We start from the raw sequence: 19307 nt of genomic DNA, 5'->3' as shown, positions 1-19307 counted from the left end.
ATCATCCGAGGCGTGTATCGGCCGGTTTCAGCCCGGATTCTGCGCGCTGGCGCAGCCAAGCCTCCGCCATCTCAGCAAAACCCAGGCCCGAACGTTGGCTGACGATTGCCGCCGGCCGATGGGTCATCACGGGCAAGTGCTTGCGAATGTTTGCTACACCAACACTCAATGGGAAGTGGCGAAACATGCTCTCGTCATTGGGCGCATCGCCAATAAATACCGAGCGCTGCTGCAATGCCTGCAGATCCAGGCCCAGTAATTCACGACCTACTCGTAATGCCATGGTGGATTTATCGAAGTCGCCCAGAAATATGTTGAGATGAATCGAACTTTTCCGAACGTTGAAGCCCTGGGCTATCAGGGCGTCGTGAATCGTCGCCACCTGTTCCGGCGTCAAAGACTGTTGCTGGTTGTAGTCCACCGCCACATCGACATAACGGAAAGGCTGGTCTCTGGCAGCAGCCGGCCCTCTGTGGTCAACGTATCGTCCACATCGGTGAACAAAATATCAGCGTCACCAAACTCAATAGTGTTCGTCATATAATCGGCTTTCCAGTTCACAACAAGAGCAGCCGCCCCGAAAGTCCGGACGGCGATCGATTTCCTCGATTGCCTCCCCCATCAGCTTGCTGTTGCACCCATCACCATAGGGTACTTCCACCCATACAGAAAGACTTACAGCGCTGCGCAACGCGAGATCCTTGGTCAAGCAGCAGGCTGGCAGCGTCCGGCTTTAACTTGGGAGAAAAGGAACGTTGTGTTCCTGTCATCAGGCGCCTCGCTTAGGGCAGCCATATTACCACCTACGTTGATGTCCGGAATCATTGAACCACTACACTTTCCTCACAGCGTTCATTGGGTTCGTTGTGGACATCTACCATTACTCCCAGCTAGGGCGGAGATTAATGGTGTTGTCGTGACCGGTTGAATGCACCTCCGCTCTTTATTGGGGATAACCAGACTGAAGACTCTCCTAATAATATGACTTGTATCAAGACGACTAGGGTTCGCCTGTGTATATTGATTATTTAACAATAATCATAAACATGGCACAGAAGCATGGCTAATCATGGATTGTGAGCCTCTAAACAAGCAACAAAAACTCATCGCATCATCCCCTAAACATCGCAAACAAGGCATCTTCCGATTAACGCTGGGCCGCAAACTGACTCTTGTGACGCTTATTTTTCTGCTGTTATGGAGTGCGCATGCAGGAGTTGGCTATCTGGGGAGAAGTCAGATCGCTTCTTTCAGCGGGCTGGTGAACGAGGCCGGCAAACTGCGGATTCACAGTCAGCGTATCGCTTTGCTGTCGATAGTATGTGGCGGTTATGCCCCTCATGAAAGTGCCGCGATTGCCTCGTGTCTTGAGGCCATTAAGCAGAGCGTCAACAGCTATGACTCAAGTCTTAAAACGGTCGCGAGTGCGCCTTTTGGCCTGTTGTTCAAGAGGGATAGACAGCAGCTTAAAGCATATATCACGGAGCTACAGGCCGGCTGGATTGAGTATCGAGCCGTCACAGAACTTGTTTTGAAACCGATGGCGGGGGGTGGGCTTTCTGATCAAAGTTCGTACTTTGAAGCAAACAATGAGCGTTTGCTGACTCGGGCTGAAGCTCTGACCGAACTGTTGGTTGCGAGCCAGCGTCGCGTTCAGAGTGCGCAATACAAGGTTTTGAATGCGTTGCAGTTGCTGGGGCTGCTGCTGCTGATCGCGTTTGCCTTAATAGGTTATCGGCAGGGGGTGCGGCCTTTGCGTGAGCTGGCCCGCCTGGCGCTTCGGGCCGACCAGGGCAGCTATGGGTGGCGCTTTGATTATCAGGCCAGTGATGAGGTGGGCGAACTGGTTGAGGCATTTAATAAGGGTAATCTTCGAACCCAACACCTTCTCGATCAGCTCCGGGAGGAGGCGGAAATCGCGCAATGTGCTGAGAAGGAGACGGATAGCATATTGGAGTCCGCTGCTGATGGTATTGTCATTAGCGCTAATGATGGCCGCATTCTTCGTATCAACCGGGAAGCTGAGCGAATTTTTGGTTATTCCCGCGAAGATCTGGTGGGGCGCACGGTGCATGAGTTGGTTCCGCTGCGCCATCGACGGGCACAGGGTGTTTATCACAGGCGTTACGTTGAGGCGCCATATTCTCAAGCAATAGGAGGCATGTCGGCGATGACGGCGCTGCGCAAGGATGGCAGTGAGGTCTCGGTTGAAATTAGCCTTAGCCCGAAGCTAAGTGGCAGTCAGCGACAAGTGATCGCAGTGGTTCGCGACGCCACCCAGCGCTTGCAGATGGAGGCAGATCGGCAGCGCTTGCTCTCAATTATGGACGCCACCCCAGATATCATCACTATGTTTACGGTGGATCGCAAGTTGATATACCTCAACCCGGCCGGACGCAGACAGCTGACAGGGGTGCTCGTTGAGGAGGTCGGTAACCGCCGGTTTGATGATTTGCTGACTGCGGAATCACGGCGGCTGGTGCGCGAAAAAGCTTTGCCCAAGGCCTTGTCAAATGGCGTCTGGAGCGGGGAACTGATGCTGTGGAGTGAGTCAAAGGGCGAAGTTCCGGTTTTGTTGCTGCTGATTGCGCACTCCAATGAGGAAGGGCAAGAAATACATCTGTCGGCAATCGCTAGAAATATCAGCGAGCAGAAGCGTTTTGAGGCTGAGTTGCTACAGCGGGCGACCCACGATCAATTGACCGGCTTGGCCAACCGCGTGTTGTTTGAGGAACGACTTAAACAGGCCATCTGTCAGGCGCAACAGAGTGATTTGATGGTGGCCGTTATCTTCATCGATCTTGATAACTTCAAGCTGGTCAACGATACCATGGGGCATGCCATTGGTGACTTGCTGTTGTGTGAGATCGGGCGGCGTCTGGATGCGAATTTACGCAAGCATGACACGAAGGCGCGCCTGGGGGGCGACGAGTTTGCCGTTATCCTGGATTGCCTGTCCAAACCGGAAGAAGCCATTCCAATTGTTCAAAATCTTGGCGAGGCGCTGCGCCAGCCGACCTGCTTGAGGGGGCGAGAACTTATTGTGACCACCAGTATGGGGGTCAGCGTCTACCCTGCTGATGGGAGCAATACTGAAACTTTGCTGATGCATGCTGATACAGCCATGTATCATGCAAAATCTGCAGGTCGGAATAGGCACTGTTTCTTCGTGCCCGAGATGAACCTGCAGGTGTCAGAGCGGTTGAACATAGAAAATGATTTGCGGCAGGCTGTGGCCCGCGATGAGTTGAGGCTGCACTACCAGCCAGTGATTGACACAAAGACCAGAGTTGTTGTTGGCTGTGAGGCGCTGCTGCGATGGCAGCATCCCAAGCACGGTTTCATGCAGCCGGATCGGTTTATTCCCATAGCGGAGGAAAGCGATCTGATTATCCAGATCGGGCAGTGGGTGTTGGAGCAGGCTTGCCTGCAAGCGCGGAAATGGCAGGATTCCGGGCTGATACTAGGTTTTGTCGCCGTTAATGTCTCGGCGCGTCAGTTGCGGGAGCCTGCTTTGACCCAGTCTGTCCAGACGGCGCTGGAAGTTAGCGGCCTTGCGCCAGATAAGCTTGAACTGGAGTTGACCGAAGGGAGTGTCTTGCAGGGGACCGCTATTGCTCGCGAGATACTCGATGAGATTCAGGCGCTGGGAGTGCTGCTGGCTGCCGATGATTTTGGGACAGGGTATTCCAGTCTGAGCTTTCTAAAGCTGTTCAGATTTGACAAAGTTAAAATTGATCGTGAGTTTGTGCACGACATGCTCACTGATCAGGGTGATGCTGCCATTGTCAAAGCAACGATAGCCATGTCGCATGCTTTCGGTGCTACGGCCGTCGGCGAGGGTGTGGAAACCGAGGCCCAGGCAGAAGCTTTGCGTCATTGCGGTTGCGATCAATTACAAGGCTATCTGTTTGGAAAGCCCATGGATGCAACCGAGCTGCAAGAACTTCTGCAACCGGGGTAGTTCGAGACTTGAATCCAAAGATAAAACAATAATATTAATAGGATCCGCACGTTATGCTGAAAGCACTCTTGACCCCTGGTGTTTATGTTCTTGGAAAGTTGCGATACTCAAAAAAGTTCATGATCATCGGAGGAGCCTTTCTCATCCCCCTGATGATCATTGGTGTTCTGCTTTTGCAGGAAAAAACTGGCATTGTGGAGTTTACGGCCAATCAAAGGGCTGGTCTGACAGAAATAAAACAGGTTCGTTCGGCTATTGAGCTGGTGCAGAAGCATCGCGGAATGTCTGCCGCATATCTGAATGGTGCGGAGAATTTTGCAGCGCCAATGAAGGCGCTTCAGGGGCGGGTGCAGCAGTCTTTGCAGCAATTGAATCAACTCACTCTGACTGGAAAAGGGTCGGAGGTATCTGTGGCTTGGGCGCAGCTGGTACGCAGGCTGCAAGATCTCGATCAGGGTCAAAGCTTCCAGCAACACACGGATTTGCTCAGGGATCTGTTTGCGGTAGGAGACGCTATTCATGAAAAATCCAATCTTACTCTGGATTCATCTGCTGACACCCACTATCTAATTTCCCTTATAACCACCTCCTACCCTCAAATTACTGAAGCCATGGGGCAAGCCCGAGGCATCGCAACGGGCGTGGCAGCAAGAGGCGCCCACCAAGGTGATAGCCGTATTGCTCTGGCCAATCGGCAAGACCGGATAAACCAGTACCTTGACGTGATCCAGTACAATTTATCCCACTCTATAACCTACCAACCTGAGCTTCAGAGGGAGTTAACCCAGGCGAGAGAGGAAATAAAGCGCGTTGTTAGCCGGTTTATTGAACTGTTGCATAAAGAATTTCGCGAGCCAGAAACAATCAGCGTGTCGGCACAACAGATCAATGAAGCAGCAACGGAGGCCATTGATGAAGTCTATAGCGAGTTTGACCGTCTGATCCCTCTTGTTGATGGTGCCCTTGCAGAGAGGGAGGCTGCTGCTGCTTTTGTCTATAAGTCCACCATCGGCTTGTTAGCGCTTGTTTTGCTCGCAATGTTCTACCTGTTTACATCTTTTTATAAGGGCGTCAGTGCGAGTATCAGCAATCTTATGCAGACCACAGAAGCCCTCGCGAAGGGCGACCTTACATACAGGGCGAAATGTTTGGGGCATGACGAACTGACGGAGGTCTCTGAATCGCTCAACACGATGGCTGAGCAGTTCAGGAATATCGTCAGACAAGTTGCAGGATCTGCCGAACAACTGGCGCAGGCATCGGAGGAGCTTTCGGCCGTGACGGAAGAAAGTGCCCAAGGGGTTCACCGGCAGAAGCATGAGACGGATCAGATAGCCTCCGCCATGACTGAGCTTTCGGCCACGGTACGTGAGGTGGCCTCCAACGCAGTGATTGCCGCCGATGCTGCAGCAAACGCCAATGAAGAGGCCAGCGAGGGGAATTCTGTATTGCACCAGATGACGGAACAGATCTCCGGGCTGGCAAAAGCGCTGAGTCAGTCAACACAAGTTGTGGTGGCGCTGAATGGGCACAGTACCGAGATCGGATCGGTTTTGCAGGTGATCAGTGATATTGCGGAACAAACTAACCTGCTTGCCCTGAATGCAGCCATTGAAGCTGCTCGGGCGGGTGATAGTGGGCGAGGCTTTGCGGTGGTAGCCGATGAAGTGAGATCGCTTGCAGGGCGCACCCAATCCTCGACGGGACAGATCCGCGACACCATCCACCGACTACAGGAAGGGGCAAAAACAGCGGTTCAGAGCATGGAAAAAAGCCAAAAGGAAAGCGAGGAATCCGTCAACCTGGCGCTTAAAACCGAGTCTTCGTTCAAGGCGATCATGGCGAGCGTAGATCGCATCTCTGATATGGGAGCTCAGATCGCCAAGGCCACTGAGCAGCAGTCAGCGGTTTCGGAGGAAATGAATAGAAACATCGAGCAGATCTCCGAAGTGGCTGACCAAACCTCGGCCTCATCCAATCAAATTGCTCAAGCTAGCCAGAATTTGTCAGAATTGGCGCAGAATCTGGCCGGCCAAGTTTCACATTTTAGCACGTGATCTCGCGTCAGCTTTTTCTTTCTCAGCGTAGCGCAAATACTCCGGCACATAAGTGTAGTGGTCAACTAATCCAGGCGCATCAGGGTCTTAGGCTTATCTTAAAATCTGGCAGCGGGCAGGCCTCTTCGATGCAGGTAAAGCCTCACCAATTACCTGTCTGGTGTCCATTGCCCGGAACAAGGCCATCGATGAGCTGCGAAAGTACCCTGCGGGCCGAACCACCACCGACGATGCAATGGACGAAAGGGTCGCCCGGCAACCCACAGCGCAGGATCAGATGCAACTGGACCAAGGGGCACTGAGCCAATACGATCCGGCCCGGTGGTTGGCTACGCGCCCCTGAAAAAGGGCGAGAACATGGACGTATCTGCCATCCTGACGGAGAACGTCGAATCCGGTGACATGCTGATGGTGCACGGCGAAGACGGCGGTATGAAAACGGGTATCTTTGAATACGGGGTATCCCTTTAGCTCCACAGACTTCAATTTCCAGATTTTCCCCGCCGTGCCACCACCTTTTGGTAGGTGACCGGCTTTGTCACAACTGCTTGCTGGAGCAAGCGATAAAACAGTAAGCCTCTTGATTTGGATTTACGGCGATTAAACCGAAATACATATTCATCAAGATAATTATCCAACTGTCCTGGCTGGACTGCGCCATGGTGTGTGCCCATCATCCAGCGTTGCAGGAGTGATGCCACACGGTGAACGCCTGGCATTGATTCATGGGCTGGAGTGGCTGAACCAAGATGAACCGTTTGTCGGTGCTCATATCCACTCTCCGTGAGCAGGCGGTAAGCAGGTGAGCCATCGCTATGGATGAGCGATCCTGGACGAATGAAGGCTTTGATGAAGGGCATCAGGTTATCGTTGTCACCACGCTCAATCCGTTGAATCCGTATTCTTCCAAATCCCTTGGGTTGCAGTATCTCCACTGCTATGGCGACCAACACCTTGGTGGTGTTGCTTTTACGTCCCACCGCACTAATCGGGTCGGCTCGGTCGGTGAGTGCAAGATAGGTTTCATCGACCTCAACCTCTCCATGGAGCAACTCTCTGTCCGTGCGTACCATTGCTCGGCGCAGCCTGTGCAGCATGGTCCACGCTGTCTCATAGCTGCCAAGGCCAAGTACACGCTGCAACCCCAATGCGCTGACGCCATGCTTTTGGTTGGTGATGTACCAAATGGCGGCAAACCAGACGCGAAGCTCTGTGCGCGTTTTATCAAAAATGGTGCCCGCTGTTACCGTTGCTTGATGTCTGCATGCTGGACAGATCAATCTGCCGCGACTGCGTCGATGAACTTGCGATATTACCCCACACTTCGGGCAAATCAGTCCGTCCGACCAGCGTAGCTGTTCCAAAAAATCCCGGCACGCTTGTTCAGAGTGGAACCAATCAAGGAATTGAACCCAGGTTGTTGGATAATCTTTTCCACCTATCGGAGCAATTGTTGGCACATCCATTGAGAGATTTTGCCATTTGTGGAGCTAAAGGGATACCCCATCTTTGAATACACCCTGGGCGCCAAAGAAGATGGCCCCATCAAGAAAGACAGCAAGCTGGTGATGTCCACCATCACCGCGAAGTAATCCTGCCTGAAAGCCCACCAGGCCCGAAGCGGCGCATTAACTGCGGCTGATAGAAGTGTCTGGTGGGCTTTGCGCTCACCGAACGAGCACAGGTCTGGCAGCAGCATATCACTGACTGGGAAGCCACCGGCGTGTCCGGCAGCGCTTACTGCAAGCAGCAGTCATTGGTTTATCATCAATTCGTTTACTGGCGCCGGAAGCTGGTCTTGATTGAAGACTCCCTGGAGCAAGAGCAAGCGGCCACCGGGTTCGCTCGGGTCGTTTCTGTTCCTGGCGCTACCATCGGCGGAGCCGATGGCCTGACCGTATCGCTGCCCGGTGGTGTCTCGATCACCGGTTTGCACGCCGGCAACATCGAGTTGCTGGGCGCTGTTTTGAGACAACTGTGATGCGCCACCGATATTTACGCCCGTCACTGTCGTTGCCAGAGATTTATCTGTACCGGGCCCCTGTTGATTTCCGCAAACAGGCCCAGGGCCTGGCGGTCTTGGTTGAACAGGAACTGGGCCATAATCCATTTACCGGAGCGCTTTACGCCTTCACCAACCGGCATCGAAACAAGATCAAGTGCCTGATGTGGGAAGACAACGGTTTTGTACTCTATTATAAGGCGTTGGCGGAGGAGAAGTTCAAGTGGCCTAAGGCCTCGGATGAGCTGATGCCACTGACGGGCGAGCAGATCAACTGGTTGCTGGACGGCTACGATATTGCCCTATTAAAAGGGCATAAAATTCTGCATTATGAGGCTGTTAATTAGCTCTTTTTTGGTGCTTTAGGGCGTTGTTTTTGCTATACTTTGTTCATGAGATTAAAGCCTGAAGCACCTTCAAAAACACCCGATATCAGCGGCCTTTCGGCCGCTGAATTGCGGTCGGTTGTCGAAGGTCTTCAGCAGGAACTGTCGGCCAAGAGCGCTGGAATCCAACAGCGTGATCACTATATCCAGATTCTCGAAGAACTGCTGCGCTGGAAACGGATTCAGCAGTTCGGCGCCAGCAGTGAGAAGTCCGCACACCAGATTCATCTGTTTGACGAAGCCGAGCTGGAAGTTGAGATTGATGTTCTGCGCGATCAGCTGCCAGACGATGTTGTAGAGGAAGAGGCACCACCGGCCTCCCGTAAACGTCGCCAGCGTGGCTTCTCGGACAAACTGCTGCGCGAGCGTATTGAACTGACCCTCAGCGACGAAGAAAAAGTGGGCGCCAGTAAGACCTTTTTTACCAAGGTTAAGGGTAACTATTCACCTCGATTTTTCTCAAAAAGTTCTTGACAGGGTTTTGGCCCCAGTTTCATGAATTTAGGCCACACTCAACGCAACACCCTAAAGCGGCGCGCAAAGCTTCTAGGATCCCTTCACGGCCCTTTCGTTTTGTTGTCCATCCCCGGGGCGACGCCGATTTGAAAAACCCCGTCAAATCCGCGCTCAGGAGGAAAATTCGGCCTGGAAAAGTCGTGCGATAATAACCCTTCACTCGACGGTACTCAGATCCATGAAGATCAGCAACATCGATGTCGACGCCGCGCTGGCGAACGTCAGACAGCAACTCCAGGAGGACACAACCGTCTAGCCTTCACTGCGGGCGGCCATCGAGTTGCTGATGGTGCTGATCCAGCTACTGAGCGGGCGGCTCAACATCAACAGTGCCAACAGCAGCACGCCGCCGTCCCAGGATCCGAACCGCCCCAGACAGAACCGGACTAAAAGCGGGCGCAAGCCGGGCGGGCAGCCCGGCCGCATTGGCAAGACGCTGCAACCGGTGGCGGATCCGGATGCGATCCAGAGGGTGAAGCTGGACCGGCGCACCTTACCCAAAGGCAGCCGGTTCCGGGTCGTGGGCTGCGAGAAACGTCAGGTCATTGACCTGGATATCCGCCGTTTTGTCACGGAGTACCAGGCCGAGGTCCTGGAAAACGCCCAAGGGCAACGTATCGTGGCGCCCTTTCCGGCCGGCGTTGAACGCTCGGTTCAGTACGGCCCGCGGTTGAAGGCCCACGCGGTCTATCTGTCGCAATACCAGCTCCTGCCTTATGAGCGCATCCGCGAGTACTTCGAAGACCAGGTCGGCATCCCACTGAGTGTCGGCTCACTGTTCAACTTCAATCAGGACGCTTTCAATAAGGCCGCTGAATTTGAGCCGTGGGTCAAGGATCGCCTGGCCGAGGCGTCGGTGGTTCACGCCGATGAAACAGGCGTGAACATCGGTGGTCAACGTCACTGGCTGCACGGCGCATCGAATGACCGACTGACCTGGCTTGCGCCCCATGCACAACGAGGCCAGAAGGCGATGAATGCGATCGGCATCCTGCCGCGCTTCAACGGTGTGCTCTGTCATGATCATTGGAAGCCGTATTACCGTTATTCATGCGTGCACTCTCTGTGCAATGCGCACCACCTGCGAGAACTTCAGCGCGCCTGGGAGCAGGATAAACAGGTGTGGGCTCAACGAATGCAAACTCTACTGAACATCATGACCGACAGCGTCGACGACGCCGGCGGCTGCCTGCCACCGGACAAAGCGCAGCGGTGGCGCAAGGTGTACCGACGCTGCCTGGCAAACGCGCAAAAAGAGTGCCCGCCACCGGATGAAAGCCTGCGCCAAGGCAAACCCGGGCGGCTCAAACGCACGCGGGCCCGCAACCTGCTGGAGCGGCTGATCGCCTACGAATCGGATGTGCTACGCTTCCTCGACAATCCAGAGGTACCGTTTACCAACAACCAAGGTGAGCGGGACATCCGCATGTTCAAAGTGCAGCAAAAAATATCGGGTTGTTTTCGATCCTTTGAAGGAGCCGAAATCTTCTGTCGCGTGCGCAGTTATCTGTCGACGGCGCGCAAGCAGAACGTGTCTGCCTCGAAAGCCCTGATGCATTTGTTCGAGGGGAGTGTGCCACCGTTCATGGAGGTGGCAGCAGGTAATGATCAGAGCATTTTAAATCAAACCAGCTGAATAGTTACGGTTAAGGAAGAGCTGCAGTTCATCCCCGCTCAGTTGAAAGTGCTGGAATACTGGCAGGAAAAAGCCGTGTTCGAACAAGACGGCGAAGAGCGCATCCTGGCAGCTGCCCGCCCGGTTCATCCGCTGGGCAAGTGCACGGCCACCACCTCGTTGCTGGCGTACATCATCACCTCAAAATACGCCGATGGCCTGCCTCTGTATCGTCTGGAACACATGCTCAAACGCCTGGGGCATGAGATCAGCCGCACCAGCATGGCACACTGGGTTATTCGCCTGGATGACGTGTTTAAACCGCTCATCAATCTGATGCGCGAAGTGCAGAACAGCGGTGATTATTTGCAAGCCGACGAATCCCGAATGTACGTTTTAAAAGAAAACGGTAAAACGGCGCAGTCTGATAAATGGATGTGGCTCACCCGCGGTGGCCCGCCAGGGCAACCGTCGGTTCTGTTTGAATACGACCCCTCACGGGCGGGCAAAGTGCCGGTGCGTCTGCTTGACGACTTTAAGGGCATCCTGCAAGCCGATGGCTACTCAGGTTACGGCAAGGTGTGTCGGAATAACGGCATCACCCGGATCGGCTGTTGGGATCATTATCCCAAGTCGATTTTTATGTGGAGTATAATGAGGGATCGCAGGGCTTATGGGCGCTGTGCAGCTTTGTTTCTCGGGATAAAATACCTGTCAACATTCCATGGTGCAGGTCTCAGATGCAGCTCCGATTCGAGACATCCCTTTCAGGCGAAGCCTATGTGGCAACTCAAGGGTGGCGCATGGCGAGATTGCCAAGTTGCCCGCTACATCCGCAAGGTGGCTGTTCCTTTTCTCGACACGGCACATACTCCCGGGTAACGCCTACTGGTACGCGGATACCTCGCTGGTACTGCCCGAAGGGCCATCGCACGTTCAGCCTTTTGCCAGATTGTCTGGCCTCTCGTCTGCCCGGCACGCTCGTGGCATTGGAACGGGTTGTTCTGCATGCCGAGCACGCCAGCAGTGTCGAAGCTGCGGCGAATACGCTGCGTCCCGATGATATCTCCTTACCCAGTGCCGCTCGATGGGTCCGCCGCCGGATTTATCTGGTACGAGGCGCATTGGTCGGTGCTTTGCAGGCCGCACCGGTATTGTTTCGCGACTGCCAGCCAAGTCTCACGTCATTCCAAGGGAGACTACGGGGAACCGGTGTTTTGATGGCGCTGCGTACCACGCTCGCCGTTTATCTGCCAAGGTTACCCGCGCCCTTAGGGTTCGCCCCACGAAGCCCGCACTTAAAGCGCACCCAACACAACTCTGGGGCAGACCCGCCCAGGGACTGGTATTAATGTTGTCACCGGAGCATTAAGGCAACTGCCGGAGATGAACGGTGCACAGCAAGCAGGTGGTACCCGATTTCGAGACCCAATTAGCCAAGGTTCATGGCGTATGGCGAGACAACCGCAGCCTCAAACGGGCTTCGATTGATCAGTATCTCTACTGGATACGCCGTTTTCATCATTACTGCATGGCTGAAGCCCTAAGTCCCAATGAGCAACTGACGCAGGTCGGCGTAACCGTCTTTGCCCAGTGGTATGCACGACAACGGCGGGTCGATACGGAGTGTGCTTGCCAGGGAGCGCAGTCTGCCTTGCGGGCCTGGGCATTTGGATTAAGCGCCTTAGGCGTTGAGGTCCCTCCGTGGCAAGCCAGGATGAACGGTACTTTTCAACCCGAGCCCCAACTAAAGGGTTTCGCCGAACATTTACGCCAACACCGCGGTAACCCGGAAGGTACCATCAAGAAGAAACTGGCTCATATACGTTATTTTTTGGCGTTTATGGGTACCCGGCATCGGTCGTTGCAAGACTTTTTGCTAACGGATATCGATGCATTTCTGATGGCGTGCAGTAAGCGCTATGCCCGCACGACCACAGCTGACATTGGCTGTAGCCTGCGTCGCTACTTGGGTTTTCTGTTGACCACCGGACAGGTGTCCAATGACCTTGCGTCATGCGTCGTAACCCCGGTTATACGCCGCTACGAGCAGCCACTGCGGGCGCTACCGTGGGCGGATGTCCTCCGCATCCTGGCAGCCATTGATCGCAAGACGCCCGTCGGGTTGCGCGACTATACGGTACTCTTGTTGATGAGCTGTTACGGCTTGGGGGCTGGCGAGGTGATCCGTCTGACGCTCGACGATATCGGTTGGCAAGCCGCCACCTTGCATGTCGTACGACCAAAGACCGGTGTCGCCTTCGCACTGCCACTGTTGCCGGCACTTGCCCGCGCATTGGTCAGCTACCTCAAGCGTGGGCGGCCCCGTCGGGCACCGACACGACATTTATTCCTATCAATGAGAGCACCCCATTACCCCTTGTGTGCGTCTTCAGCGATACGGCATATGCTCGCTGGGTATGCCCGGACTGCCGGCGTTACGGCCGCGTACTTGGGTAGCCATGTACTGCGCCATACACATGCATGCCGGCAGATGGAGCTAGAGACCTCGCCCAAGGTCATAAGCGACATTCTCGGTCATCGATCACCAGCGTCGCTTTCCGCCTATCTGCGCATTGACACCAAGCACTTACGCCAACTGCCTCTGCCGGTCCCCAAATGACGCTTATCTGCGCGGCCGAACTCGCCGAAGACATCGTCCATTTTGTCGCTTTCAAGCGTGCGATGGGGCATTCATACCAACGCAGTGAGCTTGCGCTTAAGAGCTTTCAGTGCGCTGTCGAGCATCGGGCCGGTTTACATGCCAAGGTGCCTTTCGACGCTGTATTGCATGAGTGGTTATCACGTAACCCACATCGGCAGCCGGTCAGCGTGGGGCTGGAGTTTGGTGTCATCCGCCAACTCTGCCTGTATCGCCGCCGTCGGGATCCGGCCAGCTTTGTGCCCGAACAGGACTGGGCACCCATAAAGGCGTCGACCTTTCTACCGTATATTTTCACCCAGGACCAGGTCGTCCATCTCATCACCGCAGCCAGCGCTCATGATACCCGACATCTCTGTGCCGGCATGCTGCGAATGTTGTTGCTGATACTCTATTGTACCGGCCTGCGACTTGGGGAGGCCGCCCGATTGCAGCTGTCCGATATCGATCTGGAACAGCGGTGCTTTCTTGTCCGACAGAGCAAAGGAAGGTCCCGGATTGTACCGTTTCTGGATGATCTGGCCCACGAGTTAAACGATTGTCTGCGGCTACGCAGACGCATTCTGGAAGCAATAGCAACCGCTGATCCCGGAGCACTGTTGCTGCGCAATAGCGGCCAAGCGCTACCGGTGAAGGCCGTGTCAGAGGCCATTCGTCGGCTGCTTCGTCGGGAAGGACTCAAGCCTGCCAAAGGTCGGACAGGACCACGACCCTATGAGTTCCGACATGCCTTCGCCGTCCACCGGTTGACCGCCTGGTATCACGAGGGCGTTGATATCCATGCCCGGCTGCCTTGGCTCTCCGCCTATATGGGGCATGTCGACGTGCTCGGCACGCAAGTGTATCTGAGGGCTACGCCGGAACTGATGCGCTTGGCCAGTGAACGTTTCGCCCGACACTGGCACCACGTCGATAAAACGTCATGAGCAGAGCGCCCGATGATCCGCTATTGGCTTGCGTTGAGAGCTTCTTCCGCGACTATTTACAGCGATTGCGAGGTGCCAGCGCACACACCGTGCGCGCGTATCGAGATACCCTACGGCTGCTTTTCATTTACCTCGCGGACACCAAGGACGGCACCGTTGCTAACCTGCGGCTGAGCGATCTGCACGTTGATGCGGTGGCCGCCTTTTTGACCCAGTTGGAATCGGATCGTGCCAACTCGATTGCGACGCGTAACTGCCGACGCGCAGCGATTCGCAGTTTCTGCAAGCATCTGATCCGCGTTGACCTTCCACATGCCGAGCAGTATCAGAGGATTTTGGCCTTGCCTGCGAAGAAGTGCCGGCAAAACCTGGCACCCTACCTCGAAGTTGCGGAGGTGCATGCCATCCTTGACCAGCCTGACTGCCATACCATGCTCGGCCAACGGGATTATGGGTTATTGCTGTTTCTTTACAATACGGGCGCACGCATCAGCGAGGCCCTGACCGTTTGTTGTGCAGACCTTCATCTGACACCACCCCGGCAGGTTCGCCTCCACGGCAAGGGCAAAAAGGATCGGCTCTGCCCGCTGTGGCGCGATACTGCTCAGGCACTTCTGCGCCTGCCTACCGTGCGCGACGGCGCGCCAGGGGCATTTGTCTTTGTGAATCGACAGGGCCAGCCATTGACGCGCGACGGCGCGGCCTATCTGCTTCAAAAGTATGTGGTAGCCGCGATCCCGACAGCCCCTACCTTGCAGCGCCGAAAAATCACCCCGCATGTGCTTCGCCACAGTTGCGCGGTCGCACTGTTGCAGTCCGGTGTCGACGTTACCGTCATCCGCGATTATCTCGGTCACGCCAGTATCGCCACCACCAGTCGCTATTTCACCACCAATTTGCAGATGAAACGAGAAGCACTCGAAGCCTTCTGGAAACGCGCCGGTATCGAACCGACAAATGCAAAGCCGTGGCAGCCAAGCGCTGACTTGCTCGCCTTCTTGGCGTCGCTGTAGAAGTTGGTAATTTTATCCCGTCAAAAGACCGCCCCACGGCCGCATGAACACTGGGATTCTCAGGCTACACTCCGGATAAAAATTGACTTGGGATAATGATCCTTATGCGGAGCTCCGCATAAGGATCACGCCCGGCGTAAATTCGTGGAAGCCACCAAAGCGGCCAAGCCTCAAGGCAAAGGCAAACCCACGAACGTGTCCAAAGCCGATGTGGCTCTGAGTCACATCAACAAGCTCTACGCCATCGAACGCAAGATCAAAGCGTTAAGCGTGGAGGAGCGTTACCGCATTCGCCAAGAACTGAGTGTGCCCAGACTGAACACACTGAAGACCTGGCTGAAGGCCAACGCTGGCAAAGTCGCAAAGGGCATTCTGACACGCACCGCGATGGATTATACGTTGAACCAGTGGCCCACCTTGGTGGGTTACTGCGAACGGGGCGACCTACAGATCAGCAACGTGCTGGCCGAAAACGCCATCCGTCCATTTGCAGTTGGCCGAAATTATCCTCACCCTATAATTATGCAAGGTTTGTTGGGCTATTCCGGCGAAGGCCAGTGGCGACGAAGCTTTTAGCTGTGTTGTAGCTATCGAGCTTTGCATAAAAACAGTGTTTCCTGTGGGCTCGTCCCTAACCGCAGGAGCACACACCATGCCCGCCGATAAAACCCTCACAAACCTTGTTCGCTACAACTGGCTGATTGATAGTCCGCTCGAGAGCGTCGTTTCATCCTACATTAAGGCGCTGCGAGGCCAGCGCTACGCTGATCGCACTATCAGAATCTATTTGGGCTGCCTTGCCCATTTTGGTTTCTGGCTTAAAGCTGAAGAGCTCGAGTTGACGCACGTCGATTCATCCCTTATTAAACGGTTCTTGCGTGAACACCTCCCCGCGTGCACCTGTCCCGTACCCTGCTACGATTCTGTAGGCTGCTCCGGAGCGGCGCTTCGGCATCTGCTCAAAATACTGATGCGTTCACAGCCATCGCCAACGATGGCGAAGGATCCAGTGACGATCGAGCTCACTCGGTTCGCCGAGTACTTAACGGATACTTGCGGGCTATCATCAGCCACCCGTGACAGCCGAGCTCAACACGTTGGGGCGTTCCTCTACGACGTAGGCGTTACTGATACCGTGAGCGTCTTGTCGCTGTCGGCGACCGACATAGATGCTTACTTTTCGACGCTGGCGTCGCGCCTACGGCCGGCATCGCTGCGTATCGTGTGCAACAGTCTGCGTAGCTACTTTCGTTACCGTGCCGTGCGCGGTGACGAGACCGACGGGCTAGCGGCAGCGCTTCCACGAATCGCAGACTGGCGCCGGGCCACGTTGCCCAAGGTATTGTCGGACGCCGAACTAACGGCCTTTCTGGATGCCTTCGATCGCACGGACCCCGTTGGCCTGCGTGACTATGCCATCGCGCGCTGCCTGCTTGATCTGGGTTTACGCGGTCACGAAGTAACCTACCTCACGCTGGAGTCGATCGACTGGCGCAGGGCAATACTGACCATCAGCGGTACCAAAAGTAAACGCATTCAACAGCTTCCCCTGCCTGCGTCCACGGGAGAGGCGATAGCGCAGTATCTGCGACAGGGACGCACGCAGACGACGAGCCGCAGACTATTCGTCCGGCACCGTGCACCGCTCGACACGCCACTGAGCGTTCCGGCCATTCGCAATTCAATGAACCGCGCCTTTGTTCGTTGCGGTTTGCGCGATCAGTTCTGCAACACACACGTGCTGCGGCGAACGCTGGCAACGCAGCTACAGCGCGCTGGGGTCTCAGTCAAAGAGATCGCCGACGTATTGCGTCACAAGAGTCTTGACACTGCCTACAGCTACGCCCGCGTTGACGTGGAGCAATTGCGCGCGATGGCACTGCCGTGGCCCGGGAGCCCGTCATGAGCGCCCGGTTGTCTTGGATGGCGCGGGTCGAAGCGTACCTGGCGTATCGTCGTCGTAACGGATTCGAGCTAACCATCGACGCAACGCAGCTTCAGTCATTTGCCCGTTTCGCGGATGAGGTCTCTCCTGAAGGGCATCTGACGGTGCCGCTCGCTGTCGCATGGGCACAGACTTCGCAGCTTAAGGCGTCGTTTACCTGGGCGCGCCGCATCGGGATTCTTCGCGGTTTTGCCCGCTTTTGCCAGCGCGAGGATCCGGCGACGGAAGTTCCACCGCGAAGTCTCTTTGGTTCGGCCCACCGGCGCCTCGTCCCACACATCTACACAGAAGCCGAACTGTGCACACTGCTTGAAGCCACGCATGGCTTGGCGCCCACCGAGGGATTGCGTCCAGCGACTTGCCGCTGTGTTTTTGGCTTGCTCGCCGCGACCGGGCTACGCATCGCCGAAGCACTGACCCTGACCGCGGCTGACGTCGACATGGACAGTGGCGTTTTGCATATCCGCGAAGCCAAGTTCCATCAGCAGCGTCTCGTACCGCTGCATCCGAGCGTTACCGACTCGTTGCGCGCCTATGCACGACAGCGAGATAGGCTCGTGCCACGGCCATGTTGTGACAAGTTCTTCCTGCGTGATGATGGCAGCGGCGTAAATCAGCCCAGTATGCTGTATGCCTTACAGAGGCTGTGTCAGCAACTGGACTGGCAAACGCGCGGTGACTATCAGCGTCACCGCCTGCATGACATCCGGCACACCTTCATCGTGAGAAGCATGCTGCGCCTCTACGAAGAGGGCGTAGATATTGATCGTGCCATTCTGGCGCTATCAACCTACGTCGGGCACGCCAAGGTGAGCGACACCTACTGGTATGTCACCGGCATTCCCGAACTGATGGCGATCGCCGCCGAACGCTTCCACCTCTATACGCAAGGAGAGACGTTATGAACCCCTTGCTCACCGCGCCCACCGAATTCGGCGCGTTGCTCCAGCGCTTCTTCGCCGAGCGCTTGATCCAGCAACAGAACGTCAGCCCGCGAACAGTCGCTGCCTATCGCGATACCTTCAAGCTCTTGCTGAACTATGCGGGACGCGCAACGGGCAAGCCACCTGCCATGCTGGCACTGTGCGATGTCGATGCGGCCTTGGTGCTGAATTTCCTCACGCATCTCGAGACCGAACGGCACAATACGATTCGTACGCGCAATGCACGATTGGCGGCGGTACGTGCCTTTGCTCACTACGTCGCCTCACAAGCGCCGCCTGCCCTGCATCTTGCACAACAGATTCTTGCGATACCTATGAAACGTTTCGAACGACCCATGCTTGAGTTTCTGTCTCGCGACGAGGTTCGCGCGCTGCTCGCAGCCCCGGGTATAGCGACCTGGTGCGGGCGCCGCGACACCGCCATGCTCACGATGCTTTACAACACAGGCGCTCGCGTTTCCGAACTGATCGGCATCCGGGTGACCGATATCACGTTGGCGGCAACTGCCTCGGTGCGCCTGCATGGCAAGGGCCGAAAACAACGAACCGTGCCTCTATGGAAGGAAACGGCGAAGGAAATTCGGCAGTGGCTGAAATACGCCGACTTGCATGTCGAGCAACCCCTCATTCCAAACCGCAGCGGATTGCCAATGACGCGCACCAATGTGGCCGAACGACTGAACCTGGCAGTCACCACCGCGACAAAGATGTGCCCGCAGTTAGCAGGCCGCAGGATCTCGCCGCATACCTGGCGCCATACGACGGCCATGCACCTGTTGCAGGCGGGCGTCGATCTGACCGTGATCGCGTTGTGGCTCGGTCACGAAAGCCCCGTCACCACTCACGGCTATGTCGAAGCGGACATGGGCATGAAGGAGCGGGCCCTTGCCGCCATCACCCCACCTGCGACCCAGCACAAGCGCTACCGCCCGACGGACGCACTCCTCCAGTTCCTGGAAAGTCTCTAAAACTATGCAAGCCTCCGCTCGCGCTCCGCCCCTGAAAACACCGCTTGTGTTCCGACGAACCTTGCATAATTATCGGGTGCAGATAATTGCGATTATGCAAAGCTTCGCATAACCGAAAAGCATGGCTTTTTGCAGATACCTCCCAGGGCGCCCGTGCCAGTGCCACGTGTTATTCCCTAGTCGAAACCGCTCTATGCCGCATGCGGCATAGAGCGGTTTATGCCGAACCCAGAACTATGCCGAACTGGCTTTGTCGTTTGCGTAAATAAGCCGACACCACACCATTTTGGGTCTTTCACTAACGGTGCC

General features: G+C 55.6%; 13 protein-coding genes and 4 pseudogenes. 14 read left to right on the top strand and 3 right to left on the bottom strand.

What is annotated here, in order from left to right:
- Position 1: 1 nt before the first annotated feature.
- Positions 2 to 397, bottom strand: coding sequence for a hypothetical protein (locus tag ATG98_RS02235; RefSeq protein WP_228705997.1), 396 nt, complete (start codon positions 395 to 397; stop codon positions 2 to 4).
- On the bottom strand, positions 394 to 540 hold the full coding sequence (locus tag ATG98_RS22125; RefSeq protein ID WP_228705996.1) for a hypothetical protein: 147 nt from the start codon (positions 538 to 540) through the stop codon (positions 394 to 396). The genes ATG98_RS02235 and ATG98_RS22125 overlap by 4 nt, the downstream gene beginning before the upstream one ends.
- A gap of 529 nt (positions 541 to 1069) precedes the next feature.
- Between ATG98_RS22125 and ATG98_RS02230 the strand changes: the two genes are divergently transcribed.
- A complete protein-coding gene (locus ATG98_RS02230) occupies positions 1070 to 3964 on the top strand; it encodes an EAL domain-containing protein (protein WP_098422047.1) in 2895 nt (964 codons plus the stop codon).
- A 53-nt stretch (positions 3965 to 4017) separates the two neighbouring features.
- A complete protein-coding gene (locus ATG98_RS02225) occupies positions 4018 to 6021 on the top strand; it encodes a methyl-accepting chemotaxis protein (protein ID WP_098422046.1) in 2004 nt (667 codons plus the stop codon).
- Positions 6022 to 6503: 482 nt separating this feature from the next.
- Here ATG98_RS02225 and ATG98_RS02215 read toward each other — a convergent pair whose 3' ends face one another.
- On the bottom strand, positions 6504 to 7487 hold the full coding sequence (locus ATG98_RS02215) for an IS1595-like element ISMrsp3 family transposase (RefSeq protein WP_098422045.1): 984 nt from the start codon (positions 7485 to 7487) through the stop codon (positions 6504 to 6506).
- 188 nt (positions 7488 to 7675) lie between these two features.
- Between ATG98_RS02215 and tnpA the strand changes: the two genes are divergently transcribed.
- The 12 genes and pseudogenes from tnpA (at position 7676) to ATG98_RS02150 (ending at position 18998) form a co-directional block, all read left to right on the top strand.
- Complete coding sequence (gene tnpA / locus ATG98_RS02210) at positions 7676 to 8002, top strand: IS66 family insertion sequence element accessory protein TnpA (protein ID WP_098422044.1); 327 nt, start codon at positions 7676 to 7678, stop codon at positions 8000 to 8002.
- Positions 8002 to 8370: an IS66 family insertion sequence element accessory protein TnpB gene (gene tnpB, locus ATG98_RS02205; RefSeq protein ID WP_098418651.1), complete on the top strand. Its 369-nt coding sequence runs from the start codon at positions 8002 to 8004 to the stop codon at positions 8368 to 8370. The genes tnpA and tnpB overlap by 1 nt, the downstream gene beginning before the upstream one ends.
- Before the next feature lie 39 nt (positions 8371 to 8409).
- Positions 8410 to 8844 (top strand): annotated as a pseudogene (locus ATG98_RS02200) (transposase domain-containing protein); the annotation flags it as partial.
- Positions 8845 to 9103: 259 nt separating this feature from the next.
- A pseudogene (gene tnpC / locus ATG98_RS02195) lies at positions 9104 to 10561 on the top strand (IS66 family transposase).
- 9 nt (positions 10562 to 10570) lie between these two features.
- Positions 10571 to 11164 (top strand): annotated as a pseudogene (locus ATG98_RS02190) (IS66 family transposase); the annotation flags it as partial.
- A 769-nt stretch (positions 11165 to 11933) separates the two neighbouring features.
- Positions 11934 to 13163 (top strand): site-specific integrase, encoded by a 1230-nt coding sequence (locus tag ATG98_RS02180; protein WP_098422042.1) that lies wholly within the window; start codon positions 11934 to 11936, stop codon positions 13161 to 13163.
- A 62-nt stretch (positions 13164 to 13225) separates the two neighbouring features.
- Positions 13226 to 14128, top strand: a complete 903-nt coding sequence (locus ATG98_RS02175; RefSeq protein WP_228705995.1) for a tyrosine-type recombinase/integrase — start codon at positions 13226 to 13228, stop codon at positions 14126 to 14128.
- Positions 14125 to 15141, top strand: a complete 1017-nt coding sequence (locus tag ATG98_RS02170; RefSeq protein ID WP_098422040.1) for a site-specific integrase — start codon at positions 14125 to 14127, stop codon at positions 15139 to 15141. Before ATG98_RS02175 ends, ATG98_RS02170 begins: the two co-directional genes overlap by 4 nt.
- A 123-nt stretch (positions 15142 to 15264) precedes the next feature.
- A pseudogene (locus ATG98_RS02165) lies at positions 15265 to 15642 on the top strand (IS66 family transposase); the annotation flags it as partial.
- Positions 15643 to 15793: 151 nt separating this feature from the next.
- On the top strand, positions 15794 to 17047 hold the full coding sequence (locus ATG98_RS02160; RefSeq protein ID WP_098422039.1) for a site-specific integrase: 1254 nt from the start codon (positions 15794 to 15796) through the stop codon (positions 17045 to 17047).
- A complete protein-coding gene (locus ATG98_RS02155; protein ID WP_098422038.1) occupies positions 17044 to 17991 on the top strand; it encodes a tyrosine-type recombinase/integrase in 948 nt (315 codons plus the stop codon). The genes ATG98_RS02160 and ATG98_RS02155 overlap by 4 nt, the downstream gene beginning before the upstream one ends.
- Positions 17988 to 18998 (top strand): tyrosine-type recombinase/integrase, encoded by a 1011-nt coding sequence (locus ATG98_RS02150; RefSeq protein ID WP_098422037.1) that lies wholly within the window; start codon positions 17988 to 17990, stop codon positions 18996 to 18998. Before ATG98_RS02155 ends, ATG98_RS02150 begins: the two co-directional genes overlap by 4 nt.
- Positions 18999 to 19307: the final 309 nt, after the last annotated feature.

This window comes from Marinobacter sp. LV10R520-4 (assembly GCF_002563815.1).
GTDB lineage: Bacteria > Pseudomonadota > Gammaproteobacteria > Pseudomonadales > Oleiphilaceae > Marinobacter.
The sequence above is the reverse complement of the archived record's forward strand: the minus strand, read 5'-3'. Positions and strand labels throughout refer to the sequence as shown.